The organism is Rathayibacter sp. YIM 133350 (assembly GCF_037404875.1).
In the GTDB taxonomy this organism is placed as follows: domain Bacteria; phylum Actinomycetota; class Actinomycetes; order Actinomycetales; family Microbacteriaceae; genus Orlajensenia.
This window is the reverse complement of the sequence record NZ_JBBELO010000019.1, coordinates 80998-106760: the sequence shown is the minus strand read 5'-3', so window position 1 is coordinate 106760 and position 25763 is coordinate 80998. Positions and strand designations below refer to the sequence as shown.

The following is a 25763-nucleotide window of genomic DNA, read 5'->3' as shown; positions in this document are numbered from 1 at the left end:
CGACGCCGTCCTGTGAGGATTCTCACCCGTCGCGGTCTCCTCCAAGAATACGGGTGGCGGCGGATGAGCACACTGAAAGCTGGCGACGACGAGACAGGAGCGCCGTGCAGAACTGGCTTGACGGGATCGACCTGCTCTCGGGAGTGCTCCTCATCGGCGTGAGTCTCGTGGCCGGCGCCGCCGTTGTCGTCGTCACGCTGGTGCGCCCTCGAGCGGTGTGGATCGCCATCGCCGTCGCGGCCGGCGCACTCGGCACCGGGATCGGCCTTGCGCTGTGCCGCTGGGCGGAGTCGCCGAGCACGTTCGACACCGCCCTCGACCCGCTCGGGCGGGCTGGCGTCGTGGGGGCGTTCGGCGCGCTCGGCGTGCTCAGTGCGGCTCTCGTGCGCGGCGGTCGCTGGCGGCGCTTCCTCGCCGCCGCGGGGGTCGTTCTCGCGCTGACGGCAGGAGCGCTCGCCGTCAACGCCGAGTTCGGGCAGTACCCGACCGTGGGCGCGCTCATCGGACAGCCGGCGGCAGAGGCCCTCCCGGCGGGTGTCGCCGCACGACAGCGCAGCGGCGCTCCGCTGTTCGCCGACCGCACGCGCGTCGGCGCGCCGCCGGCCGACTGGCGTGGCACGTCGGGCGGGCAGCGCGGCCTCGTGGCGCAGGTGGAGATCCCGGGTACGACCTCGCACTTCCCGGCCCGACCCGCCTACGTCTACCTTCCGCCTGCGGCGCTCGCGAGCGATCCTCCCGCCCTGCCGGTCATGGTCATGCTGTCCGGCCAGCCAGGCGGACCCGGCGACGTCGTGCGCGCAGGTCATCTGCGCGGCATCATGGATGCCTGGGCCGCGCGCGACGGTGGCCTCGCACCCATCGTCGTGGTTCCCGACCAACTCGGCTCCCCCACCGCCAACCCGATGTGCCTGGACTCTCCTCTCGGCGCGTCGGCGAGCTACCTCACACGCGACGTTCCCCGATGGATCCGCACCCACCTCACGGTAGAGCCGGATGCGGCGCACTGGGCCATCGGCGGCTTCTCCCAGGGAGGAACCTGCGCCATCCAGCTCGGCGCGGCGCATCCGGAGCTGTTCTCGGCCATCGTCGACGTCTCGGGGCAGGTCACTCCCCGCAACGGCGACACCGCCAACACCATCGCCGTCGGCTTCGGGGGCAGCGCATCCGCGTACATGGCGGCGCGGCCCGCCACGATCCTCGCAGCGCACGCGCCGTACACGGGCACGACGGCCGTCTTCGGCTACGGGAGCCGGGATGCGCAGTACGGACCGGGCGTGCAGCGGATGCGGCGGGCCGCCGCAGCCGCGGGCATCGCGACCTCGCGGGTCGTGTCGCCGGGCACCGGTCACGAGTGGGCGACGGTGCGCTACGTGCTCTCCTCGGGGATCGAGCCCGTGCTCGCGCACCTCGGCGTCGGGCCGGTCTCATGAGGCTCCTGCGCCAGGCCGGTCGGCTGCCCGTGACGCTCGCGATCGCCGCCATCCTGCTGGTACTCGGCATCCTCTCCCTGTCGGGCGCGGGCCGTGGCGCCCTGAGCCCTGAGCGCGCGGGAGCCGATCCCGCCGCACTCGCCGAGCACCACTGGTGGGTGCTCGTCACCTCGCAGCTCGTGGCGGCCAACGCGATCGGACTCGTCGTGGCCGTCTGCGCGACCCTGCTCGCCGTCGGCTGGGCGGAGCGGACGATGGGCGGCATCCGCACCGCGCTCGCCTTCGTGCTCACGGGCACCTTCGCCTCGATCGTCGGGCTCGGGGTTCAGGTCGTCGGCTCGCGGACCGGAGAGTACTGGGCATCGTCGGTGAGGACTCTCGACACCCTCGATCCGCTGACCCCCATAGCCGGAACCATCGCGTGGGCCAGCGCAAGCGCTCCCGGCATCTGGCGCAGGCGCATCCGGGTGCTGCTCGTGGCCGGTGCCGTCGCGATGACGCTGTACAGCGGCCTGCCGTCCGACCTCTATCTTCTCGTCGCCGTCGCAGCCGGGCTGCTCGGCGGCCGGCTCACGATTCCCACGCCGAGCGGCCGGCACTGGACCAGCTCCCGGCGGGAGCGGCGGGGCCTGCTCGCCCTGGTCACCGTGGTCCTCGCCCTCGGCCCCCTTCTCTCGCTCACCGCTCCGGTGCGTTTCGGCCTGCTCGCACCGTTGGGCATCACCCTGTCGGATGCGACGCCGTCGGCTCGGCCGAGCGCACACTGCCGGGCGGGCACGTTCCCGCTGGACTGCATCAACGCTCTGGATCACGCCCATCTGCACGGAGTGGGCGGGACCCTCCTGTCCCTTCTCCCCCTGCTGCTCATGCTCGTCGGCGCCTGGGGCCTGCTCGCCGGCCGTCGGCTGGCGGTCTGGTTGCTGGCCGCCCTCGGTACCGTGCAGTCGCTGGTCGCCGCCTGGTACCTCGGCGTCATGCCCTCCGCACACCCCGCGCCGGCCGGCAGGCACGACGCTGAACTCGGAATCTGGGTGGCTGCGAGCATCCTCGCGCCGTTGGCCTATTCCCTCCTGCTTCTGGCCGAGAGACGGGCCTTTCCCATTCGCCTCGATCCTCGCCTGCGGAGCCGCAGCGGTGCGCTCCTGGCCGCGTGGACGCTGCTGTGCGTCGGCGTGGCGCTCGCTGGATCGTGGGTGCTGCGCACGCAGTTCAGGCCGATCGCCACCTGGCAGACTGTCGTGCAGAACCTGCCCTCACTCGTGCTGCCCACCTCGTTCCTTCGGGTGCCCGCACATGCGCTGCATCCCGTCTCGGCGGCGTCTTCGTGGCTGAGCCACGGAATCGGCCCCCTCTTCTGGTTCGGGCTCATCGCGATCGCCGTCATGATGTTGCGCCTCAGCAGCACCGCCGCCGTTGTCGCTCCGGATGCGATGCGCATCCGTTCGCTCCTGGATCGCGGCTCGGGCACCCTCGGCTTCATGACCACGTGGGCGGGAAACGAACTGTGGACCGCGCCAGAGGCGACAGCGGGGGTGGCCTACCGGGTCGTCGGCGGCGTGGCCGTGACGACCTCCGACCCGATCGGCGAGGTCGCCGCAGGAGCCGATACGCTGCGTCGGTTCGTGGAGTTCTGCGATGCGTCGGCATGGACTCCGGCGTTCTACAGCGTCCACGAGCCGGTTCGGGCGATCCTGGTCGAGGCCGGCTGGAGTGCGATCGAGGTCGCCGAGGAGATCACGCTCGATCCGCGAACGTTCTCGACGTCGGGCCGGGCGATGCAGGACGTGCGCACCGCCGTCAATCGTTCCGTGCGCGACGGTCTGCGCGTGCGCTGGTCGAACTGGGCCGAGATGCCGGCGCGCATCACCGCGCAGATCACCGCACTCTCCGAGGAGTGGATGTCATCGAAGGAGCTTCCCGAACTCGGCTTCACCCTCGGCGGGCTCGACGAGCTCCGCGATGACGACGTCCTGCTCGGCGCCGTGCTCGACGCGGAGGATCGATTGTGCGCGATCACGAGCTGGCTGCCGATCCGTCGGGACGGTCTCCTGGTCGGACGCACACTCGACATGATGCGCCGAGCGCCGGCCGCGGCGAACGGGGTCATGGAATTCGCGATCGCGGAGGCCGTCGCCCGCTTCGCCGACGCCGGACTCGAGGTGGTGAGCCTGTCGGGATCCCCCTTGGCGAACTCGGCGACGGAACACGCCGGGGCCCTCTCAGCGGTGCTCGACCTGCTCGCCCGCACGCTCGAGCCGCTCTACGGGTTCCGTTCCCTGCTGCGCTTCAAACGCAAGTTCTCCACATCGCTCGAGCCGCTCTACCTCGTGTATCGCGACCCCGTGAGACTTCCGGCGATCGGGATGGCCGTGGCGCGCTGCTACCCGCCGACCCTCACCGTGCGCGGGGTGGGCGCCCTCCTGCGTCACCGGACGTGAACGCGGCCGGCCGGTCCTACGGCTTGACCTCGCGCACGATGATGACCTCGTCTTCACCGTCGGCGTGACGGATGACAGCCTGCTGCGTCGCCGGAGCGGCGGCCTGGCGTTCGAAGGCGGCCATCGTGTCGCGCACGCCCTTCACGCCCGCCCGGTACAGCTGTGAGAGCGAGAGCCAGAAGGCCGTCAGCGCGGCGGCGACGCCGAGCACCGCGAAGAGGGTCGCCGTCTCGCCGAGGAAGCCGAAGGCGATGAGGCACGCGTACCAGACGGCGAGATAGGCGGCATCCATCCACGAGACGGCCCGCTCGCGTCGCACCTGCGGGCGCGCGAACACGAGCAGCGCGACGACCGCGAGGGCGATGGCCATGACGGGGGCTGCGATGATGAGCCCGAGCAGCGCCCAGCCGCCGTGGCCGAAGATGCCCCAGCCGATGAGGGTCCACGCCGGCAGCACGACGACGGCCGGGAAGAGGGCGTAGTAGAAGGCCCGACGGATGATCACGCCACCAGCGTAGGCACTCTGCGTGCGCCATGGGGTGGGAGTTCGCCGAGGGCGGATGCGCGGGCCACGCTCGTGCACCCGTCGCGACGGGGGAGAATGGAAGCGACGAGAGGACATCGATGATCGAGTTGCGCACCCCTGCCGAGATCGAGGCCATGAAGCCGGCCGGCGCCTTCGTGGCATCCGTGCTCGAGGCGACCGCCGCGGCTGCGGCCGTGGGCGTGAACCTGCTGAGCCTGGACCGGCTGGCCCACGACATGATCCGCAAGGCTGGCGCAGAGTCGTGCTACATCGACTACCACCCCTCGTTCGGAGCCAGTCCGTTCGGCAAGGTCATCTGCACCTCGGTCAACGACGCCGTGCTGCACGGCCTGCCCCGGGACTACACGCTGCGGGACGGTGACCTGCTCTCGCTCGACTTCGCCGCATCCGTCGACGGCTGGGTCGCCGACTCCGCCGTCTCGGTCGTGGTCGGCACGCCCCGCGACGAAGACCTGCAGCTGATCGACACGACGACCCGTGCGCTCGAGGCCGGCATAGCGGCTGCGCGCACGGGCAACCGTATCGGCGACATCTCGGCGGCCATCGCAGAGGTCGCCCTCGCGCAGGGCCTGCGCATCAACACCGACTTCGGCGGGCATGGGGTGGGTCGCACGATGCACGGCGACCCGCACATCCCGAACAACGGCCGCGCACACCGTGGCCTGCCGCTGCGCGCCGGGCTCGTGATCGCCATCGAGCCGTGGTTCCTGCTCGGCACAGACAAGATCTTCACCGACCCCGACGGCTGGACACTGCGTTCGGCCGACGGATCGCGCGGTGCGCACATGGAGCACACGGTCGCCATCACCGATGACGGCCCGCTCGTGCTCACCGCCCGCGGCTGACCCGCGCGGCGGGCGTCAGGGGGCCGGGGAGGGGGTCGGCTGGCGGCGCGACCAGGCGACGTCGTAGCGCTCCAGCACGAGGTCGACGAGGGGTTCTGCAACAGCGCCGTCGGGCACCACGAGCGGCGGCGAGACGAGGTCGGCCCCTGCGGTGGTGATGGCGTCGTTGAAGTGCCCGGGCGCGAGCAGGTAGGTGGCCACGACGACCCGTGAGCCGTGATGCACGGCGCGCAGCATCTCGATGGCGTCGTGCAGCCGTGGACTGGCGGCCGCGATGAAGCCCACGGTGACGGGCCGACCGAGGGCCGCACCGAGCATCCTGGCCGTCTCGAAGCATTCGGCGACCGCGCGCTGGTCGGTCGATCCCGCCGCCGCGAGCAGCACCGAGTCGCGGGGAAGGATGCCGAGGGAGCGCACCCGTTCGGCGAGCACCTCGACGAGCCGGCCGTCGGGGCCGAGTGCGTCGGCGAGCACCGCCTGGCCGAGCGAGTCGGCGAGTTCGGCGCGCACATGGAACCCCGCCGAGAGCACGAGCGGCACGACGACAGATGAGGACGTGGCCAATGCGGGCGGGAGCGCCTGTGGGAGGTCGCTCTGCCAGGCATCGACGAAGCTGATCGAGACGTCGACGTCGGGGCGCGCGGTGGCGATGGCATCCACGAGCGCGATGACGGCCGCACGGTTGGGGCCGGACGGCGCCCCGTGCGTGAGCGCGAGGATCACCAGGGCAGGTGTGGACCGCGCTCCCCCCGCCATGCGCACCCGCCTTCGTTCACCGGCAGGCTGGCGGCCCGCCGATTCCGAAGTTATGCACAGGGTGTTTCATGACAGGCACCGGCGTGTTTCCGGATGATGAATCCTGACGGCTCCCGGCATCCGTTCGGCCCGGCTCAGTGCTCCGCGTCGGGGCCCAGGAGTTCCGGCCGTACGCGTCGGGTGCGTTCCAGCTGCTGCTCGCGGCGCCATCCGGCGATCGCACCGTGGTTGCCGCTCAGCAGGATCGGCGGCACGTCGAGCTCGCGCCAGTGCGCGGGCTTGGTGTAACTGGGGTACTCGAGCAGGCCGTCTTCGTGCGACTCCTCCACGAGGCTCGCCGGATTGCCCACGACTCCCGGAATGAGACGGCCGGCCGCCTCGATCATGGCCATCACGGCGACCTCTCCCCCGTTCAGCACGTAGTCGCCGAGGCTGATCAGCTCGACCCGCATGCGCGTGGCGAAGTGGTCGATGACGCGCTGGTCGATGCCCTCGTAGCGACCGCAGCCGAAGATGAGATGGCTCTCGGCGGCGAGTTCACGTGCGCGCGCCTGCACGAAGGGCACTCCGGCGGGCGAGGGGAAGACGAGCAGGGGGTCGTCGTTCGACTCGGCCAGGATGGCGTCGATCGCCTCTCCCCACGGTTCGGGCTTCATGACCATGCCCGCTCCCCCGCCGTACGGGGTGTCGTCGACGGTGCGGTGCCGGTCGTGGGTGTGCTCGCGCAGGTCGTGCACGTGCAGGTCGATCAATCCCGTCGATGCGGCCTTGCCCAGCAGCGAGATCGAGAGCGCGTCGAAGAACGTCGGGAAGATCGTGACGATGTCGATGCGCATGCGTCGAGTCTACGAGCGCCGCGTCGGAGCCGATTCCCCGGTGCCCGCTGGTCGGCGGCGCGAAGCGCTCACGCCCGGCCGGTCTCTTCCGGATCGGTGTCTTCCGCTTCGGTGTCGGAAGCGTCGGGCGCGTCCGCGGCGTCGTCGGGCAGCTCCTCGAACAGCCCGTTCGGCGGCGTGACGGTCACCACCCCGGCCTGCAGGTCGACCGAGGGCACGAGTGCGGCGACGAACGGCACCATCACCTCACCGGAGGAGGTCTTCACGATGAGCAGGTCCTGCGCCGGGAAGTGGTCGACCCGCGCCACGAGTCCGACCTTCACGCCGTCGCGCACGACGTCGAGTCCGACGAGCTGGTGGTCGTACCAGGCGTTCTCCTCGACCGGCAGCTCAGCGGCATCCTGGTCGACCCAGAGGATGCCTTTCACGAGCGACTCGGCCGTGGTGCGGTCGGGCACGTCCTTGAAGAAGCCGACCGGCTGGCTGTTGTACCAGCGCAACTCGATGAGCTCGAGCGCCTTTCCGTGCCACGGGGAGGATGCCGGAACCTGCAGCGAGAAGACCGCACCGGGAACGAAGCGCCGCTCCGGCTCGTCGGTGTAGAGCTCGAGCTTGATGGCGCCCTTCAGGCCGTGCGCCTTCGTGAGGCGCCCGACGCGCAACTGCGTGCGCTTGGGACTGTCGGCGCTCACTGTCAGGCGTCGGTGTCGACGACGTCCACGCGCACGCGACGGCCATCGGCGAGTGCGGCGATGAGGGTGCGCAGGGCCTTGGCCGTGCGGCCGGCACGGCCGATGACCCGGCCGAGGTCCTCGGGGTTCACGTGAACCTCGAGGACCTCGCCCCGGGGGGTGTCCTTGCTGGCGACGCGCACGTCTTCAGGGTGATCGACGATCCCCTTGACGAGGTGTTCGACGGCGGAACCGAGCAAGATCAGGCCTCGTCGCCTTCGGTGGCCTCAGCGGCCTCGGGCTCGGCGGCCTTGGCCGGCTTCTCGGCCTTGGGGCGCAGCACCGGCTTCTTCTTCTCGTCGATGACGAAGGGGGCCTTGGGCTCCTTCACCTTGACGGTGCTCACGGCGTCCTTGTCGCCCTTGAAGCGACCCCAGTCGCCGGTGAGCTTGAGCAGCGCGGCGACCTGCTCGGTCGGCTGGGCGCCGACGCCGAGCCAGTACTGCGCACGCTCGGAGTCGATCTCGATGAACGAGGGCTCCTCGGTGGGGTGGTACTTGCCGATCTCCTCGATCACGCGACCGTCGCGCTTGGTGCGCGAGTCGGCGACGACGATGCGGTAGTAGGGGGCGCGGATCTTTCCGAGGCGCTTGAGACGAATCTTGACAGCCACAATTCTCCTGTGTGTTCTGTGAGGTTGGGCGAACTGAGAGCCGTGAGCGTGGGGTGCACACTCGGCAAAGGTTCAAGGGGGTTCCGAAGGCCTGATTAGAGGGTCGGGCGGAAACGGAACTCGACTGACCATTCTTGCAGATTCGAGTCTTCCGCACCAATCCACGGGAAATGGGGGACCTTGCCAGATCTTGCCAAGGTTTTCCAAGTGGCTCCTCGTCCGTATAACTCGGTAGGAGGACTCAATGGGAATCAGGAAGACGGCATCGGGCAAGTATCAAGGTCGGATCACGTACAAGGGCAAGCCATACTCGACGGAGAGCTTCACGAAGAAGACCGATGCCGTGAAGGCAGAGGCCAACCTTCGGATAGAGCTTCACGAAGGAGTGCACGTTCAGAAGGACGTTGGCTCCATCACGTTCGATGAGTGGGCAGTGAAGGTCATCCAGCGTCGGGACGTGAAGGAGCAGACCCGGGCCAATTACCTCCGGGACCTCCGCCTCCACCTGTCCCCCACCTTCGGCCACAACGAGCTTCGGCACATCACTCCGACCATGGTGGATGACTGGTTCTATAGCCAGCCTGAGATCCCTGCACGGAAGAACCGTTACAACGTGCTCAGCCTCGTGATGACTCAGGCAGTCCGGAAGCGGGAAATCACCTTCAACCCGTGCCTCGTGGAGGGTGCCCGGAAGGATCTGACTCCTGAGAGGCCCCTGCTCAGCAAGGAAGAGTTCCGGAGAATTCTTGTTGCCTCGACGGAAGAGGACCGGCTGCTCTGGACCGTTCTCATGATCGGAGGGCTTCGGATCGGAGAGGGATTGGCCCTCAACCGGACGGACCTCGATCTGAAGACCGGAGTGCTGGACATCTCGAAGCAGTGGATTCAGCAGCACGCTCGTGTTGAGGAGGGGACGAAGAACGGTGAGACACGGGACGTGTCCCTCCCGACGTGGCTCGTGGACGAGTTGAAGGCCCACTGGAAGAAGAAGAATCCCGGCATCGGTGAGATCCCCCGTGCGGCGCGTGCCAAGGATGGCGAACAGGTCGCTGGTCGTCCCCGTACGGCGCTCAGTCCGGAAAAGATTCGGAAAGTGCAGCAGTACAGGGTCAAGGGTCGCCCCGTCAATGAAATCGCCACCCTCACAGGCATGAGTCGAGCGTCGGTCTACCGAGCGCTTCACGATTCCTAACCAACAAGATTTCTCACGCCGCTACGTTGGCCGGGGATTTCTGGTTGTGCAGCGAAACAAGATTCCGGGGTCCGTCATACATTCACGGTCACCGGAGCGCCGCGTGTAGAAGTCCGTTCTCACAGCGGCCTCGCACGTCCCGGCGCAAGTCAGGTGACCGGAGACCGTTCCAATCTCAATCAGACGGCGGGAGGTTGGTCCCCGTGCGCTCGTGCCACTGCACATGCTCCGCATAGTCCGCATCGTGCGATTCCAGGATCGCCGCAAAGCAAACGTCACAGCGGCGGATGAAGGTAACAGTGTCGCCGGAGCCGAGGGCGAGGGTGCCTTCGGGGATTGACGGGCCAGTCGGAAGGTTGTTGATGTCCATGGAACAAAGTCTTCCGCACGAATCGTTTCCGCCGCTGGACCAATTCCGGCCTACTTCGTGGGGCGTGCCGAACACCCGATGCAGTTGGGCGAATGGCTAACCTGACACCGTGGCGCGCATCAAATGGGCATACGAAGAGATTGTTCTCGCGGCTGACCTCGTTAGGCAGAACGACTGGAGAGGACTTGACGACCCGGACCGGGAAGTAATCGAACTTCCGCCTTGTTGAATCGCGCGAGGCTTCATCCGGTCGAGAACCGTGATAGCAATTTCCGCAGTCCAGACAGCGTGGCTCGGAAACTTGGGACATAGCGACTCGGCACCCCGACTACGCGGGTGTGCCTACTAACGGAAACAAGCTCGACGTGCCCGTGTTGCTTGCGTTCTTGGCGGATCCCGACGGGATGGCACGGGAGGCCAGGGCGATTCGTCAGGCGTTTGAGGACGGGATCGAGCCTCTCCCGGAGGCAGCGGAAGACCTTGCGGAGGCGGTGGAGGGGCGGATTCTCCTAGCGCGACACGTTCGGAGAGAGCGCAATCCCAAGCTCCGCGCACGAAAGATCAAATCGGTGCGTGATGCAGGACTGCAGGTCGCCTGCGAGGTCTGCGGATTCGACTTTGAAGCCAGATATGGTGCACGTGGCCGCGACTACATCGAGGTCCACCACGTCATCCCGCTCTACGTGTCGGGCGAGCGCACGACAAGACTTTCTGACCTCGCTCTGCTCTGCTCGAACTGCCATCGAATGATTCATCGACGACCGTGGGTTGGGCCAGCCGAACTACGTGAACTGCTTGCTCGGCTGTAGCGCCCCGGCCTAGTCCGCCTACAACAATCCCAAATACCCACACGTCGGGCCGAGGATTTCTTGATGATCTGCAAACATGATCCCGGGTTTGTCGTCGGCAGTTGAACTCCGGAAATCCCACGTGTAGGAGTCCCGTTCCTTGAGGTCGGACTGCCTTAGGCAGCAGCGTGCCGCACCTTGGGAACGGGCATCTCATCCCAAGTTCGACCGGCAAGTGTCCGCCCATTCTGCTTGGGCGTTCGTCCGCCCCACTGCTTGAAGAAGAACGGAATGCTCGAGTCCGTGCACTGATCGCGGATTTCCTCGACCCAGGCCAGTTCCATTGGACGATGGCGAGCACCTGACTCGCCCCCGGCGATTACCCAGTCGATCCCATCAAGGTTCATGTCTGGAAGCGGCGCGATTAGGGGTTCGCAAGAGAGGAAGCGCACGGCTGCCGGGACCTCCCGAAGATCATCGACGCGGTTCAGAACCTTTGGCTCCTCAACCGATACGCCCATCCAAACGTTCGTTGGCCAGTTCAGCTTGTGCGCTAGACGGCGCAGTCTCACGGACCGCTTCGTCAGAATCTGGTATGTGTGCTGAGGCGTGTCCGCCATCACATCGAACACATCTTGCACGAATGTCAGCGGCACCTTCGCGTGAAACATGTCACTCATCGAGTTGACGAAGACGGTTGCGGGCTTTCGCCATGAGTACGGCTGTTGGAGGGATGCGGGATGGATCGTCACACCGAAACCGGGGCCTGAAGTGACTGGATTTCCGTCGGTCTGATACTTCTCCGCGCCCATTGCTTTCAGGCGCTTCGATAGCGTGAGGGCGTAGCAGTTGTCACATCCTGCTGACGTTCGATCACACCCCGTGACCGGGTTCCATGTGATCTCGGTCCATTCGATGGTGGTCTTCGACATGTCGACCTCCCCTTGCTTCAGTTAGCGCGTCCGATTACAGCAGAGTCAAGGTCACCCTTCGGACATTCTCCCGCGATACCCTCTGCCGCCAGTTCCTTCCAGGCCGTACGCAGGTGGGTCGTGCGTCCCACGCCGATGGCTTCTCCCATCACCAGGCGAAGGTCAGTCCGAACAGACAACGACGTGCGAGTCCGAAGGGCCTCCGTGACCGACTTCTTGATCTCATCAATGGCATCCCGGTCAATCTGGGCCTCGTCCAGCTTGTAGACCGTCTGAAGCTCGGCAACACGAGAGAGTAACTGCGGGTCGCTCTCGTCAAGCAACTCCGCCTCGGCCAACTCCAGGTCATGGAGGAATGCTCGCCAGTCCTTCAGTGCCAAGCTGACGGCTTCGTTGAAGTCGAACACCGCCAACTGACGGGGGTAGTAAAGGGTCAGGAGGAAGAGAGGCTTCGCGTGGGGCTTGCGTCTGATCGGCACCGCGAAGTATCCGCACCCGGTTGCGTCATGAATCCGCTTGGCATGCTCGGTGGCGACCCGGGTGGCGGCGGCATCGGCACGCTCGGACTTCGGCAGCGAGAGCACATCGGGTGCCATGAAGAACGCGCGCCACCAGTCGCCTCCTAGCCAGTGATCTACGCGCTCCAGCGTCTTCGCCCTTCCGCTGGCACCCTCGGCCTCCCACAGACGCGCCCCCATGCGGCGCAGAGCTTGAAGGCTGAAGTTGAGCAGAAGCTCCGTCGGTTGTGTGCCGGGTCTCTTCAGCACCCGATTTACCAGCGACGCGTGATCCAGAGATGACCCAAAAGGATCCAAGAAGATCAGCGCAGGCATGTTGTCGAACTCATCCAAGGCCGCCTGGATGTGCTCCTCAACATCGCCGTGATGGGCGACTGCCGGCGAGTATGTGGAAGCCCGCACGACGGCGTTCAAGCTCGCGTATGCCCCCTTCTCCTTCTCCACAAAGACGAGGTGAGAGGTTCGCCCTACCCGCACGAGGTCGATGGCGATCCGCAGGAGGATGACGGGTGAACCTTCTTTCGTGCTGCCGGTGATCGGGTTCACGTACTCTCCCTGACCGGCATAGCCGTCGAGAAATCCGACGCGCCTGCCCGGCGAAGTGCTGGAGGTCTTGGCCATGAACTTCGCCGCGTACCGACCAAGGACACCATGCTTCAGCACGGCGGCTGACCCCTTGTCATCGCTGAAGAAATTCGTGTTGTTGTTCACCGGCCTCCAAACATCAGCGGAGTTTATCCCCCGATGCTTCCGCTTGATGGGAGGCTCAACGAGAATCGCATGAAGGCATGACGCACCATCCCCGCCGACCCTTGCCAACTTCTTGCCAAGGTTGCCAACAGGAAGTGGCACCAGTGGCACTAGGTTTTACCTAGGAGCCGAATCCACTTTCCTGAAAATAGGCGGATCCATTTCTCGAAAATAGTGAGAGGCCCGGATCTTCAGGGGTGGCTAACAAACCTTGCAGATTTCGGCCGCCGACGATAATCGGCGCCCGCACAGGCGGCGCGGGGTGCCGGTCGTGGCGTTCGTGGCGTCGAGCCGCAAGGATGGCAGGACGCTCAGAAAGGCGGCGCACCGTGCACATCAGCTTCGCGAACTCCGAACGTTCCACCGTCGGCATCGAGTGGGAGCTCGAACTCGTCGATTCCCTGACCGGCGAACTCTCGGACTGCGCGCACGGCGTGCTCGAGGCCATGAAGGATGCCGACGGGTCACCGCATCCGCGCGCCACCGGCGAGTTGATGCTCAACACCGTCGAGATCGTCTCGAGCGTGCACCACACGGTCGGCGAGGCCGTGGCCGAGCTCGACGGCGTCATCGACGAGGTGCGGGATGCCGCGGCAGCGTTCGGAGCCGACGTGATGTGCAGCGGATCGCACCCGTTCAGCCAGTGGTACGACCAGCGCATCACCGACAAGGACCGCTATCACCGACTCATCGACCGCACGCGGTGGTGGGGCCGCAACATGATGATCTGGGGCATCCACGTGCACGTGGGGATCGAGTCGGCCGACAAGGCCGTCCCCATCCTCAACGCCCTCCTCGGCTACATCCCCCACCTGCAGGCACTCTCGGCCTCCAGCCCGTTCTGGGCGGGGGTCAACACCGGCTACGCCTCCAACCGCGCGCTCATGTTCCAGCAGTTGCCGACGGCCGGACTGCCCTGGCAGTTCGAGGACTGGAGCGGCTATGAGCGCTACGTCGACGACATGACGCGCACCGGTGTCATCACCGACTACACCGAGGTGCGCAGCGACATCCGCCCGTCGCCGCACTGGGGCACTCTCGAGGTACGCGCATGCGATGGCGTCTCGACGCCCTTCGAACTCGGCGCCCTCGGCGCCCTCATCCAGTGCCTCGTCGAGTGGATGAGCCAGCGCCTGGATGACGGAGAGACGCTGCCGTCGATGCAGCCCTGGTACGTGCGCGAGAACAAGTGGCGCGCCGCACGCTATGGGCTCGAGGCGGAGATCATCCTCGATACGACTGGTCGTGAGGCGCTCGTGACCGACGACCTGCGCGAACTCATCGAGGTGCTCGAGCCGTTCGCCGATCGACTCGGGTGCACCCGCGAACTGCTGCAGCTGCCCGAGCTTCTCGACATCGGAGCCGGCTACCAGCGGCAGCTGGCTGTCGCGGAGGCGGCGGGCGGCGACCTCAAGGCCGTCGTGGCCCACGTCGTGCGCGAGATGCGCGAGGGCCGCCCGCTCTGAGAACGGGCGGCCCTTCGGTCCGCTGTGCGGCTATGCGGCAGGCGCTCCGCTATGCGGCAGGCGTGTCGGGGATGCTGCGGGTACGAATGAGCTCCGCGTACCAGCGCGCCGAGTCCTTCGGCAGTCGCTCGAGCGTGTCGTAGTCCACCCGCACGATGCCGAACCGCTTCGAGTAGCCGTAGCCCCACTCGAAGTTGTCCATGAACGACCACACCTGGTAGCCGCGCAGGTCGACGCCGCGCTCGATGGCCCGGTGCGCCGCCGTGAAGTGCCTGCGCAGGTAGTCGGTGCGATCCAGATCGTGCACCGCACGGGAGTCGCCGTCCTCGACGACGACGTCGTCGAAGGCCGCGCCGTTCTCGGTGACCATGAGCGGAACGTGCGGGAACTCCTCGTGCAGCGAGACGAGCAGGTCTTCCAGGCCGGCCGGCTCGATGTTCCAGCCCATCTCGGTGTACGGACCGGGCTGGGGCAGGAACTCGACCTCGCCCGCCGCACCGGGCCACGGCGACCCCTCCGCATCCTTGTGACCGTCGGCCTGCGACTTCGCCCCGGCCCCGTCCCAGAGCTGCACACGGCCGGTCGAGTAGTAGTTCACGCCGAGCAGCGAGATCGGAACGGCGGTGATCGCCTCGAGGTCGCCCGGCTGCACGAAGGACCAGTCGGTGATCTCCTTGGTGTCCTCCAGCACGTCGGCCGGGTAGCGGCCGTTCAGCAGCGGGTCGAGGAAGACGCGGTTGGCGACGCCGTCGATGCGGCGAACCGCCTCCTCGCCGGTGGGTCCCTCGGGTCGCGCGACGTGCAGGTTGAGGGTGATGGAGAAGCCGGGGTCGTTGGTGACGACCTCCTTCAGCGCCTGCAGGGCGAGGCCGTGCGCGAGGTTCAGATGGTGCACGGCCTGCAGCGAGGCGAGCGCATCCGTCAGGCCCGGCGCGTGGACGCCAGAACCGTAGCCGAGGTAGGCGGAGCACCACGGCTCGTTGAGGGTCGTCCAGACCGTGATGCGGTCCCCGAGGCGCTCGCCCACGATGCGCGCGTAGTCGGCGAAGGCGTAGGCGGTCTCGCGGTTGCGCCAGCCGCCCTCATCCTCGAGTGCCTGCGGCAGGTCCCAGTGGTACAGGGTCGCGATGGGGCGGATGCCGCGCGCGATCAGGCCGTCGACGAGCCGCTCGTAGAACGCGAGTCCGGCCTCGTTCGCCTCGCCGCGCCCGGTGGCCTGGATGCGCGGCCACGCGATCGAGAAGCGGTACGCCTGCAGCCCGAGCTCCTTCATGAGGTCGAGGTCCTCGTCGAGCCGGTGGTAGTGGTCGTCGGCGACGTCACCCGTGTCGCCGTTCCAGACCTTGCCGGGGGTGTGACTGAACGTGTCCCAGATGGAGGCCCCGCGGCCGTCTTCCGTCGCCGCTCCCTCGATCTGGTACGACGCCGTCGCCGATCCGAAGAGGAAGTCGTCGGGGAAGGCGAGTCCCGCATCCCGATAGTCGGCGTTGCCTATGCTCATGTCGTTCACACCTCGCGTGCTCTGTCGGAGGCGGGGCGCTCCCCGCCGATGATCCGTCTCGAACTTACCTGACTGTCAGTAAGTCGCGCTCACGCATTGCGCGAATCGCGGAAGGCGAGCCAGCGACGAACGTCGTCGAGCGGGTAGTCGGGGCCGCTGATGCCGATGGTGAACAGCCTCGCGCCGAGGTCGTACAGTTCCTGAGCTGCCTCCGGGGACTGCCTGCGCACCTCGACCGAGATCTCGATGTCGCCGATGTCGCGTCCGACGCTCTCGCAGTGCTCCTCGAGCACACCGAGCTTGTGGGTCAGGGTGGGCACGTCGGCGAAGCTGTGCCAGATGTCGGCGTGCTCCGCGACGATGCGCAGCGTCTTGCGCTCTCCCCCACCGCCGATGAGCACCGGGATGCGGCGCACCGGCGCGGGGTTCAGCACCTCCCAGCGGGCACGGATGCGCGGCATCGCCTCCGCCAGCGCCTTCAGCCTCGTGCCCGGCGTTCCGAACTCGTAGCCGTATTCGTCGTAGTCGCGCTGGAACCAGCCGGCGCCCGTTCCGAAGACGAAACGGCCGCCGCTGATGTTGTCCAGGGTGCGTGCCATGTCGGCCTGCAGATCGGCGCCCCGGTAGCTGTTGCAGTTCACGAGCGACCCGAACTCCACGTTGCTCGTCTGCTCCGCCCAGGCGCCGAGCATCGTCCAGGCCTCGTAGTGCAGGCCGTCGGGGTCACCGCTCAGCGGGAAGAAGTGGTCCCAGTTGAACACCAGGTCGACGCCCAGGTCGTCGAGTTCGCGCACGGTGTCGCGGATCTTCTCGTAGGGCGCGTGCTGGGGTTGCACCTGCACCCCGATGCGGATGGGTCGCTCACCGGCGTCATAGCTCATGTGTTCACCCTACGGGTGAACGGGCCCGCGGTGGCCGGCGGAGCTAGCGGCCGAGCAGCTTCTGCAGCGCTGCGAGGTCTTCGGCGCTCGGCGCTCCGGTCGGCGATGCTCCCTTGCCGAGGCCGAATCCGGAACCCGCCGGCGCGCCGCTGGCGACGCCGGCCCCCGTCGAGATGGCCGCGTTCTCGGCTGCGCGCTTGGCGGGATTGCCCGATCGCGAGCCCTTCTTCTTGGGCTGCTGCTTCGGACGCCCGCCCCCGAAGCCGGCTCCGGGGATGGGTCCCATGCCGGGCACGTTGGGGACGCCGCCCTTGGCAACGGTCTTCATCATCTTGGCCGCCTGCTCGAACCTCGTCACGAGCTGGTTCACATCGGTGACCGTCATGCCGGAGCCCTTGGCGATGCGCAGGCGTCGCGAACCGTTCAGCAGCTTGGGGTTCTTGCGCTCGGCCGGGGTCATCGACTGGATGATCGCCTCGGTGCGCACGATCTCGCGCTCGTCGAAGTTCTCCAGCTGCTGCTTCATGCCGCGGGCGCCCGGCAGCATCCCGAGCATGCCCTTGAGCGAGCCCATCTTGCGCAGCTGCTGCATCTGGCCGAGGAAGTCCTCGAGCGTGAAGGTGTCGGTCGCGAACTTCTCGGCGACCTTGCGAGCCTCCTCCTCGTCGAACGCACCCTGCGCCTGCTCGATGAGGGTGAGGATGTCGCCGAGGTCGAGGATGCGGCTGGCCATGCGGTCGGGGTGGAAGGGCTCGAAGTCATCCAGGCCCTCGCCCGTCGACGCGAAGATGATGGGCCGCCCGGTCACCGAGGCGATCGAGAGGGCGGCGCCACCGCGCGCGTCGCCGTCGAGCTTGGTGAGCACGACGCCGGTGAAGTCAACGCCCTCCTGGAAGGCCTTGGCGGTCGTGACCGCGTCCTGGCCGATCATCGCGTCGATGACGAAGAGCACCTCGTCGGGATCGGTCGCCTTGCGGATGTTGGCGGCCTGCTTCATCAGCTCGGCGTCCACGCCGAGGCGACCGGCGGTGTCGATGATCACGGTGTCGTACTGGCGGCGCTCGGCCTCGCGCACCGCATCCTTCGCCACGCGCACAGGGTCGCCCACGCCGTTGCCGGGCTCCGGCGCGAACACCTGCACGCCCGCCTGCTCCCCCACGACCTGCAACTGCGTGACGGCGTTGGGACGCTGGAGGTCGGCGGCGACGAGCATCGGGGTGTGGCCGTCTTTCTTGAGCCACTTGGCGAGCTTCCCGGCGAGGGTCGTCTTTCCCGCGCCCTGGAGGCCGGCGAGCATGATGATCGTCGGCGGCTTCTTCGCGAACTCGAGCCGGCGCTGCTGCCCGCCGAGAATCTGGATGAGCTCCTCGTTGACGATCTGCACGACCTGCTGGGCCGGGTTCAGCGCCTTGTTCACCTCGTCGCCGAGCGCACGCTCGCGCACCTTGCCGGTGAAGTCCTTGACGACCTCGAGCGAGACGTCGGCGTCCAGCAGTGCGCGACGGATCTCGCGCACGGTGCCGTCGACGTCGGCCGCCGAGAGCTTGCCCTTGGTGCGGAGGTTCTTGAATGTGTCGGACAGACGGTCAGACAGGGTGCCGAAAGTAGCCATGGTGCCAGTCAGTTTACCGGCCCGCCGACGGGTTGCTCCGCCGCTGGTGCCGGACTCAGAGCTGCGCGTCGACCGAGACGACCTCGGCCCGGGCATCGAGGATGGCCACGATGCGCACGTCGGTCTCGTCGGGGGCGAGCGCGTACTCGAACGAGGCGAACGCTTCCTCGTCACCGTCGTTGCCCGGCCGGATGTCGACCCGCAGCAGTTCGAGGGAACGCAGCACGTCGATCTGGGCGTCGCCCGACTCGCGATCGACCGCGTCGGCGAGGGTGTCGGCATCCAGCTGCTCGAGGAGCGCGGCGACGAAGGCGCTCGTCGCCGACGAGCCGCTCGCCAACTCGGAGACGAACGCCTCCCTGGCCTCGGCGTCGAGCACCTCGAGCTCCACGATCATGCCGGCGGCGATGTCGAGGGCGTCCATGCTCACGGTCGCGGGGTCGGCGTCGACGACGACCTCCACGTCCTGGTCGCCGGCGGGAACCCGCTCCGACCAGTAGTCCCCGATGATGCCGAAGTAGTCGTGCTCGATCGCCATGGCTCAGCCCACCAGTTGCTGGGCGAAGACGTGCGGCGTGAAGCCGGTGAGGTCGCCGATGCCCTCACCCTGCCCGACGAGCTTGATCGGGATGCCCGTGACATCCTGCACCGAGAGCACGAAGCCGCCCTTCGCCGAACCGTCGAGCTTGGTGAGCACGAGACCGGTGACGCCCGCGTGCTCGACGAAGGCCTGCGCCTGGGCGAGCCCGTTCTGGCCCGTCGTGGCGTCGAGCACGAGCAGCACCTCGCTGATCGGCGCCTGCTTCTCGATGACCCGGCGGATCTTGGACAACTCGTCCATCAGGCCGCCCTTGGTCTGCAGGCGTCCGGCGGTGTCGATGATCACGATCTCGGTGCCGTCGGCCTTGGCCTTCTCGATGGTCTGGAAGGCGACCGACGCGGGATCCTGGCCCTGGTGCTGCGGCCGCACGACCTCGACGCCGGCGCGCTGCGCCCAGGTGGCGAGCTGCTCGACCGCCGCGGCTCGGAACGTGTCGGCGGCCCCGACGACGACCGTGCGTCCGTAGGTGCGCAGGAAGCGGGCGAACTTGCCGATGGTCGTGGTCTTGCCCACGCCGTTGACGCCGACGACGAGCACGACGGCTGGTCGCTCAGTGAGCTTGAGGGTCGTGTCGAAGCGCACGAGGCGCTCCTCGATGCCCTCCCGCAGCATCCGCTGCAGGTCGGCGGGATCGGTGGTGTTGTAGCGGGCGACCTTCGCGCGCAGGTCGGCGACGATCGCATCCGTGAGGTCGGGGCCGAAGTCCGCCGTGATGAGGGCGTCCTCGAGGTCTTCCCACGTGCCCTCGTCGATCGTCTTCTTCGTGAACATGCCACGGAGTGCGCCGGCGAGCGACCACGAACTGCGTTCTGCCATGCGCCCAGCGTACCGGGGCGGCGATGGCCGGCTTCTCGCGACGGCGGTTCATGCATCGGAATACGCGGGCAGCGAACCGCCGTGCGTGGCGGGTACGAAGCTCTTCTGCCGTGTCGGTGCTGCTCGCTAGCGTGGCGCTGACCCGACAATCCCTCACGAACCTGGAGACCTTCGTGTCACTGACGACAGAATCATCCGCACTGGACGCCCTTCGGGCAGAACTCTCCGGCGACCTCGTGCTGCCGGGCGATGAGCAGTACGAGACGGCGCGGCTGCCGTGGAACCTCTCCGTCGACCAACGGCCGGCGGCCATCGCGGTGCCGGCAGACGTCGACGACGTCGAGCGCATCGTGCGCGCCGCCGCTGCGGCCGGACTGGGAGTGAGCACCCAGCCCAACGGGCACGGGGCGAACGGCTCGCTCGAGGGCGTCATCCTCGTGCGCCCGAAGCGGTTCGACGAGATCACGATCGACGTCGAGACCGCATCCGCCCGCGTCGGAGCCGGCGTCAATTGGGGACCCGCTCTCTCCCAGCTCGACGGCACGGGCCTCATCGCCCTCTCGGGCAGCAACCCCGAGGTCAACGTCGTAGGCCTGTCCCTCGGCGGCGGCCACTCGATGTTCTCTCGCGCGTACGGCCTCGCCGCCGATTCCGTGACGGCGGTCGAGCTCGTGGACGGCACCGGTGCGGTGCGCCGGGTCACCGAAGACTCGGACGCCGAGCTGCTGTGGGCCCTCCGGGGCGGCGGCGGGCTGTTCGGAGTGGTGACCGCGATCGAGTTCCGCCTGCATCCGGGCGACGCGTTGTTCGGCGGATCGCTGTTCTATCCGCTCGAGGCCGCCGTGGACGTCTTCCTCGCGGTCTCAGATCTGGCCGCGGAGCATCCCGAGCTCGGCATCGACGTGGGAGTTGCTCGCTTTCCCGACCTTCCTGTCCTGCCCGAGCCGCTGAGGGGGCGCTCCGTCACGTCCGTGGCGATCGTCGCCCTCGGGGATGCCGCATCCGCAGAGCCCGTGGCACAGGCGCTGCGCGGCATCGCCACGCCGATCATCGACGGCCTGACCTCGTTCACGATCGGCGGCCTCGCCGCGGTGGCGAACGAGCCCGTCGACCCGATGCCGACCGTGGACTGGGGCGGAACGATCGACGGTTTCGACCGTGAGTCGGCGAAGGCGTTCGTGGACGCGTTCCTCGCGGGCGCCGAGAAGGGGCTCTCGCGCGCCGGAGTGCGGATCCTCGGCGGCGCCATCGGCCGGCAGAGCGATGCGCTGCTGGGCGCGATCTCGGCACCCGCCCTCATCGGAGCCGGCGTGCTCATCTTCGATCCCGCGCAGGTGCCGGCGGCCCAGGCCGCCCTGCAGCCGTTGCGGGACGTCGCCGACCGCTACCCCGCCCAGGGCATGGTGCCGACGTTCCTGGGCGCGGGCGCCGGACTGGCGGATGCGTTCCCGCCCGCGACGATCGCGAAGCTCGCGGCCATCAAGCAGCGGGTCGACCCGCAGGGAGTCATCCGCAGCAACCGCCCGCTCCCCTGACCGCGTCCCGCGGCCCGGGCGCCGATCCCGCAGATTCGGCGGGTGCGGCGTTCCCGATCCCGCAGATTCCGTGGGTGTCGCAGCCCCGGCACCCGCAATTCCTCCGTTCTCGCAGCTACGGATGCCGAGCCCGCGGAGTTAGTGGGCAGCCGCGGCACCCACAATTTCTGCGTTCTCGCAGCTACGGATGCCGAGCCCGCAGATTCTGTGGGTGCGGCAGCGCCGACACCCGCAATTCCTGCGTGCTCGATCCGGTCGGACCCGCAATTGCTGCGGGCTCGCTGCCACACGCCCCCGAGCACGCAGAAGTAGTGGGTTGGAATGTGTGGAGGACGGGCAGACGGCATCCGACAGGTGCGAACGCCCCGGCCACACCCGTGGCGACGACCCCGCGCTGTCGCTCGCCCACGGATGCGATCGAGCAGGATCGGAGAAGTACCGGCGGGATCGCCGGAATAGAGTCGGCCTCATGACCATCGCACTTCAGTACTGCAACATCACCGTCAACGACGTCGACGAGTCGATCGCCTTCTATGGCGATGCCCTCGGCCTCCAGGTGCGCAACGATGTTGCCTCCGGCGGGTTCCGCTGGGTCACCCTGGGAAGCGACGCCCAGCCCGGTCCCGAGATCGTGCTCTCGGTGCCCCACGCCGGCCGGTCTCAGGCCGACGGCGACGCCCTGCAGGAGCTGCTCACCAAGGGCGTACTGCCCATCCTCGTCTTCCGCTCGGACGATGTCGACGCGACCTTCGAGACGGTGCGCGCTTCGGGCGCCGAGGTTCTTCAAGAGCCCATCGACCAGCCGTGGGGGCCGCGCGACTGCGCCTTCCGGGATCCCTCGGGCAACACGGTACGCATCGCGCAATCACCGACGGCCTGACTGGGCTGACGCCCTTGCGCCACTTCGGGGCTCGTTGCGCCCGTTGTTCTGGCGCAACGGCCGTCGAAGTGGCGCAACACTCGGCGGGGCACGCGCGGGCGGGCGCGGCCGGCGCCGCGGGCGCGGGCGGGCGGCGGCTCAGGCGCTGACGCGCTCCTCGGCCACCCGCTGGCCGACCACAGCTGAGACTCCGTCCTGCCGCATGGAGACTCCGTAGAGCGCGTCCGCGATCTCCATGGTGCGCTTCTGGTGCGTGATCACGATGAGCTGGCTCGAGGCGCGCAGGTCTTCGAAGATGCGCAGCAGCCGCCCGAGGTTGGCGTCGTCGAGCGCCGCCTCGACCTCGTCCATGATGTAGAAGGGGCTCGGCCGCGCCTTGAAGATGGCGATGAGCAGGGCCACGGCTGCGAGCGAGCGCTCACCACCCGAGAGCAACGAGAGCCGCTCGATCTTCTTCCCGGCCGGCTTCACCGCCACCTCGATGCCCGTGGTGAGCAGGTTCTCGGGGTCGGTCAGCGTGATGCTGCCGGTTCCACCCGGGAACAGGATCGGGAAGACCTCCGTGAACGCGGCCTGGGTGTCGAGGAAGGCCGCCTCGAAGATCACCTGCATCTTCTCGTCGATCTCCTCGATGATGCTGATCAGGTCGCGCCGCGTGTTCGTGAGGTCGTTCAGCTGTTCCGTGAGGAAGGAATGGCGCTGTTCCAGCGCGGCGAACTCCTCGAGGGCCAGCGGGTTCACCCGGCCCAGCTGGGCGTAGCCGCGTTCGGCCTTCTCGAGCCGGCGCTGCTGCTCCGCCCGGTCGAAGGGTCGGGGTTCACCGCCCTCGACATCCGCCGGCACGGCAACGTCGGGTCCGTACTCAGCGACGAGCACGTCTTCGACCAGTCCCAGCTCGGAGCCTGCCCGCTCCAGCAGGCTCGAGAGGTGCAGCTTCTTCTCGTAGATGGCCAGTTCAAGACCGTGCACGTTCTCGGTCACGGCCTGCAGACGCTCACGCAGCCCGGCCTCCTCGCGGCGCAGCCGGCCGAGTTCCTCGTTCTGGCCTGCACGCTCCTGCTCGGCGGTGGCGAGCACCACGCGCGCCTGGCTCGCGGATGCCTCGACCGAGGAGAGGACGGCGGGCAGCGCCTCGACCACACCGGTCGCCGCTGCCACCTGACGGCGACGGATGACGGCACGCCGCGCGGCCTCCTCGGCAGCGGCCCGCTCGGCCTCGAGAGCGCGGGCGAGGGCCTCCCCGCGTGCCTGCTCGGCACGCACCCGCTCGCGTGCCGTCTCGAGGCCGAGACGCGCCTCGACCTCGGCCTCCCGAGCGGTCTCCAGCTCCGCCAGCAGCGCCTCGCGCTGGGACACGTCGAGGATCGGACGCGGACGCGAGCGCGCGGTCTCGAGCGCCGCCTTGGCGGTGTTGGCGACCGTCTCCGCCTCGCTCACGCGGTCGCCCGCCTGGGCCAGTGCCGCCCGCAGTCTTTCGTGCTCGGCCGCAGCGGCCTCGGCCTGCACCTTGGCCCGGTTACGCCGTTCGGTGACAGCGGCCAGGCGCGCGTCGAATTCCCGCAGGCCGCTCAGTGCTGCCGCCGAAGCCTCCTTCGCCGCCTGGAGGACCGAGCGGCGCTCGGCCAGTTCCGCCCGATCATCCTCGATGAGGGCCGTCACCTCGGAGAGCCGTTCCCTGGCGCTCTCCCGCTCGGCGACCAGTTCCAGCCGCGACCGCTTCGCACCGTTCCCGCCGCGCAGCACGTACGCGCTGAGCACCTCCCCGGCACGAGTGATGACCGTGACCGCCTCGGCCGAGCGGCTCAGTCCAGCACTCCACGCGGCTCGCGCTGCGTCGAGGTCCTCGGAGATGAGCGTCGTCCCGAGAAGGCTGCGCACTCCGTCGGGCGCGCTGAGCACCTCGGTGGCGGCGGTGAGTCCGTCCACGGATGCGCCCGCCGCGACCGCGCGGTCCGGAGCGGCGACGACGACCTCCACGCGGCCGAGTTCCTCGTCGACGGCGTACTGCACGGCCCGGGCCGCCGCATCCACGTCTGAGGCGAGCACGGCGTCGGCGAGGGAACCCAGCGCAGCGGCGATCGCCGCTTCGAACCCGGACTGCACCTGCACGTGCTCGGCGACGAGCCCGAGAACGCCCGGGATGCCGGCGGCCACGAGGGCAGCCGAGCCGTCTTTCGTGTCGAGGGCGAGCGAGAGTGCTGCGGCTCGAGCCGTGAGCCCGTCGCGTTCGCGCTCGCGTTCGTGCAGTCGCTCGCGGAGGCGCTCGATCTCGGCCTCGGCCTCGAAGACGGCGTTCTGGGCGAGCTCGTAGGTCTCGTCGAGGTCGGTCTCGCCGGCATCCGTCGCGTCGGACTCCGCTTCCACGCGCTCGAGTTCGGCGATCGCGGCATCGCGTCGACCGCTCGCGCCCTCGAGCGCGTTCTGCTGGCGCAGCACCTCGCCCCGTACCGCGGCGAGGCGTGAGGCCGCGGCATCGGCCTGGCCGGTGAGCTTGCTCAGCTCGAGGTCGTGACGCGAGACGAGCGCACTCTGGGCCGCGATCTCGTCGTCCACGGCGTCGAGCCCGGTGCGGGCCGCCTTCGTCGCCGCTGTCGCCTGCGTGAGCCGGATCTCGGCCGCACCGAGCAGGGAGGAGAGGCGTTCGGCCTCGTCGCGGGCGTCCTGCACCATCTGCGTCGTCACGCTCGGCGTGGTGTCGCCACCCTCGGCCTGCGCGCCGAGCAGGGCGATGCGCTGGTTGGCGAGGGTGAACAGCGAACGCAACCGCTCCTGCACGGACTCCAGGGCGAAGCTGGTTCGGCGGGCGGCGTCGACGGCGTCTCCGGTCTGCTCCTGCTCGATGCGCTGGATGCGTAGCTGCTTCTGCTCGAGCTGCTCCTGGAGCACGATTCGCTCGCTGTGGCGTTCATGCTCACTGCGCGTGTGCGCATCCAGGGCGGTGCGCAGCGTGAGCACCTCGTCGGCGAGCAGGCGCGAGCGGGCGTCACGCACCACGGCCGCGATGCCCTGCGCCTCGCGAGCGATCTCGGCCTGGCGGCCGAGCGGCTTCAGCTGCCGCCGGATCTCGCCTGCGAGGTCGGAGAGCCGCGTGAGGTTGGTCTGCATCGCCTCGAGCTTGCGTACCGTCTTCTCCTTGCGACGGCGGTGCTTCAGGATGCCGGCCGCCTCCTCGATGAAGCCCCGGCGCTCTTCGGGGCTGGCGCGCAGCACGGCGTCGAGCTGGCCCTGCCCCACGATGACGTGCATCTCGCGGCCGAGGCCCGAGTCGCTCAGCAGCTCCTGCACGTCGAGCAGCCGGCAGCCCTCGCCGTTGATGGCGTACTCGCTCGACCCGTTGCGGAACAGCGTGCGGGCGATCGTCACCTCGGTGTAGTCGATCGGCAGTGCGCCATCCGAGTTGTCGATGGTGAGCGTCACCTCGGCGCGGCCCAGCGGCCCGCGCGTGGAGGTTCCGGCGAAGATGACGTCCTCCATCTTGCCGCCGCGCAGGGTCTTGGCGCCCTGCTCGCCCATCACCCAGGCCAGGGCGTCGACGACGTTCGACTTCCCGGAGCCGTTCGGACCGACGACGCACGTGACACCCGGCTCGAAGGCGAACGTCGTGGGTTGCGCGAAGGACTTGAACCCCTTGAGGGTCAGGCTCTTCAGGTACAACGTGCGCCTCTTCTCGGTGACGGATGCTTGGCCACAACGGTACCCGACGCCTGGCCTCGCGCCCGGCAGGC

Annotated in this window: 23 protein-coding genes; 8 read left to right on the top strand and 15 right to left on the bottom strand. The window is 68.2% G+C overall.

Going from position 1 to position 25763, the window contains the following annotated elements:
• The first annotated feature begins 104 nt into the window (after positions 1-104).
• Positions 105-1430: an alpha/beta hydrolase gene (locus tag WDJ51_RS05720; RefSeq protein WP_337851473.1), complete on the top strand. Its 1326-nt coding sequence runs from the start codon at positions 105-107 to the stop codon at positions 1428-1430.
• Positions 1427-3868, top strand: coding sequence for a bifunctional lysylphosphatidylglycerol flippase/synthetase MprF (locus tag WDJ51_RS05715; protein WP_337851472.1), 2442 nt, complete (start codon positions 1427-1429; stop codon positions 3866-3868). The genes WDJ51_RS05720 and WDJ51_RS05715 overlap by 4 nt, the downstream gene beginning before the upstream one ends.
• A gap of 16 nt (positions 3869-3884) precedes the next feature.
• Here the strand turns inward: WDJ51_RS05715 and WDJ51_RS05710 are convergent, their stop codons facing one another.
• Positions 3885-4373, bottom strand: a complete 489-nt coding sequence (locus WDJ51_RS05710) for an MFS transporter (protein ID WP_337851471.1) — start codon at positions 4371-4373, stop codon at positions 3885-3887.
• 119 nt (positions 4374-4492) lie between these two features.
• Here WDJ51_RS05710 and map point away from each other — a divergent pair, with 119 nt between their 5' ends.
• The gene (gene map, locus WDJ51_RS05705; protein WP_337851470.1) at positions 4493-5260 is read left to right on the top strand and encodes a type I methionyl aminopeptidase; all 768 of its coding nucleotides are present in this window, start codon (positions 4493-4495) and stop codon (positions 5258-5260) included.
• A 15-nt stretch (positions 5261-5275) separates the two neighbouring features.
• Here the strand turns inward: map and WDJ51_RS05700 are convergent, their stop codons facing one another.
• From WDJ51_RS05700 to rpsP, 5 genes are all read right to left on the bottom strand, one after another.
• Positions 5276-6016: a sirohydrochlorin chelatase gene (locus WDJ51_RS05700; RefSeq protein WP_337851469.1), complete on the bottom strand. Its 741-nt coding sequence runs from the start codon at positions 6014-6016 to the stop codon at positions 5276-5278.
• 134 nt (positions 6017-6150) lie between these two features.
• Positions 6151-6852, bottom strand: a complete 702-nt coding sequence (gene trmD / locus WDJ51_RS05695) for a tRNA (guanosine(37)-N1)-methyltransferase TrmD (RefSeq protein WP_337851468.1) — start codon at positions 6850-6852, stop codon at positions 6151-6153.
• A 68-nt stretch (positions 6853-6920) separates the two neighbouring features.
• Positions 6921-7544 carry a ribosome maturation factor RimM gene (rimM, locus tag WDJ51_RS05690; RefSeq protein ID WP_337851467.1) on the bottom strand — a complete coding sequence of 208 codons (624 nt, stop codon included), beginning with the start codon at positions 7542-7544 and terminating at the stop codon, positions 6921-6923.
• Positions 7545-7546: 2 nt separating this feature from the next.
• Positions 7547-7783, bottom strand: coding sequence for an RNA-binding protein (locus tag WDJ51_RS05685; RefSeq protein ID WP_337851466.1), 237 nt, complete (start codon positions 7781-7783; stop codon positions 7547-7549).
• Positions 7784-7785: 2 nt separating this feature from the next.
• Positions 7786-8196: a 30S ribosomal protein S16 gene (gene rpsP, locus WDJ51_RS05680; RefSeq protein WP_337851465.1), complete on the bottom strand. Its 411-nt coding sequence runs from the start codon at positions 8194-8196 to the stop codon at positions 7786-7788.
• A 244-nt stretch (positions 8197-8440) separates the two neighbouring features.
• On the opposite strand from rpsP, the gene WDJ51_RS05675 reads away from it, so the two are divergent.
• Positions 8441-9388: a hypothetical protein gene (locus WDJ51_RS05675; protein WP_337851464.1), complete on the top strand. Its 948-nt coding sequence runs from the start codon at positions 8441-8443 to the stop codon at positions 9386-9388.
• Between the two features lie 175 nt (positions 9389-9563).
• Here WDJ51_RS05675 and WDJ51_RS05670 read toward each other — a convergent pair whose 3' ends face one another.
• Positions 9564-9758: a hypothetical protein gene (locus WDJ51_RS05670; protein WP_337851463.1), complete on the bottom strand. Its 195-nt coding sequence runs from the start codon at positions 9756-9758 to the stop codon at positions 9564-9566.
• 365 nt (positions 9759-10123) lie between these two features.
• Between WDJ51_RS05670 and WDJ51_RS05665 the strand changes: the two genes are divergently transcribed.
• Entirely contained in the window at positions 10124-10567 is a 444-nt protein-coding gene (locus tag WDJ51_RS05665) for an HNH endonuclease (protein WP_337851462.1), read from the top strand.
• 155 nt (positions 10568-10722) lie between these two features.
• Here WDJ51_RS05665 and WDJ51_RS05660 read toward each other — a convergent pair whose 3' ends face one another.
• Positions 10723-11478 carry a DUF5131 family protein gene (locus tag WDJ51_RS05660; RefSeq protein ID WP_337851461.1) on the bottom strand — a complete coding sequence of 252 codons (756 nt, stop codon included), beginning with the start codon at positions 11476-11478 and terminating at the stop codon, positions 10723-10725.
• A gap of 17 nt (positions 11479-11495) precedes the next feature.
• The gene (tcmP, locus tag WDJ51_RS05655; protein WP_337851460.1) at positions 11496-12707 is read right to left on the bottom strand and encodes a three-Cys-motif partner protein TcmP; all 1212 of its coding nucleotides are present in this window, start codon (positions 12705-12707) and stop codon (positions 11496-11498) included.
• A 368-nt stretch (positions 12708-13075) separates the two neighbouring features.
• Between tcmP and WDJ51_RS05650 the strand changes: the two genes are divergently transcribed.
• On the top strand, positions 13076-14212 hold the full coding sequence (locus tag WDJ51_RS05650; RefSeq protein ID WP_337851459.1) for a glutamate--cysteine ligase: 1137 nt from the start codon (positions 13076-13078) through the stop codon (positions 14210-14212).
• A 49-nt stretch (positions 14213-14261) separates the two neighbouring features.
• Here the strand turns inward: WDJ51_RS05650 and WDJ51_RS05645 are convergent, their stop codons facing one another.
• The 5 genes from WDJ51_RS05645 to ftsY form a co-directional block, all read right to left on the bottom strand.
• Positions 14262-15713, bottom strand: a complete 1452-nt coding sequence (locus WDJ51_RS05645; protein ID WP_337851458.1) for a GH1 family beta-glucosidase — start codon at positions 15711-15713, stop codon at positions 14262-14264.
• 89 nt (positions 15714-15802) lie between these two features.
• On the bottom strand, positions 15803-16594 hold the full coding sequence (locus WDJ51_RS05640) for an LLM class F420-dependent oxidoreductase (RefSeq protein ID WP_337851457.1): 792 nt from the start codon (positions 16592-16594) through the stop codon (positions 15803-15805).
• Positions 16595-16637: 43 nt separating this feature from the next.
• On the bottom strand, positions 16638-18206 hold the full coding sequence (ffh, locus tag WDJ51_RS05635) for a signal recognition particle protein (RefSeq protein WP_337851456.1): 1569 nt from the start codon (positions 18204-18206) through the stop codon (positions 16638-16640).
• A 55-nt stretch (positions 18207-18261) separates the two neighbouring features.
• Positions 18262-18744 carry a DUF2004 domain-containing protein gene (locus WDJ51_RS05630; protein WP_337851455.1) on the bottom strand — a complete coding sequence of 161 codons (483 nt, stop codon included), beginning with the start codon at positions 18742-18744 and terminating at the stop codon, positions 18262-18264.
• A 3-nt stretch (positions 18745-18747) separates the two neighbouring features.
• Positions 18748-19623, bottom strand: coding sequence for a signal recognition particle-docking protein FtsY (ftsY, locus tag WDJ51_RS05625; RefSeq protein WP_337851454.1), 876 nt, complete (start codon positions 19621-19623; stop codon positions 18748-18750).
• Between the two features lie 173 nt (positions 19624-19796).
• On the opposite strand from ftsY, the gene WDJ51_RS05620 reads away from it, so the two are divergent.
• Together WDJ51_RS05620 and WDJ51_RS05615 are read left to right on the top strand one after the other, a co-directional pair.
• Complete coding sequence (locus tag WDJ51_RS05620) at positions 19797-21158, top strand: FAD-binding oxidoreductase (RefSeq protein WP_337851453.1); 1362 nt, start codon at positions 19797-19799, stop codon at positions 21156-21158.
• 469 nt (positions 21159-21627) lie between these two features.
• Positions 21628-22038, top strand: coding sequence for a VOC family protein (locus WDJ51_RS05615; RefSeq protein WP_337851452.1), 411 nt, complete (start codon positions 21628-21630; stop codon positions 22036-22038).
• 138 nt (positions 22039-22176) lie between these two features.
• On the opposite strand, the gene smc is transcribed toward WDJ51_RS05615, so the two are convergent.
• Positions 22177-25692, bottom strand: coding sequence for a chromosome segregation protein SMC (gene smc, locus WDJ51_RS05610; protein WP_337851451.1), 3516 nt, complete (start codon positions 25690-25692; stop codon positions 22177-22179).
• Between the last annotated feature and the right edge of the window lie 71 nt (positions 25693-25763).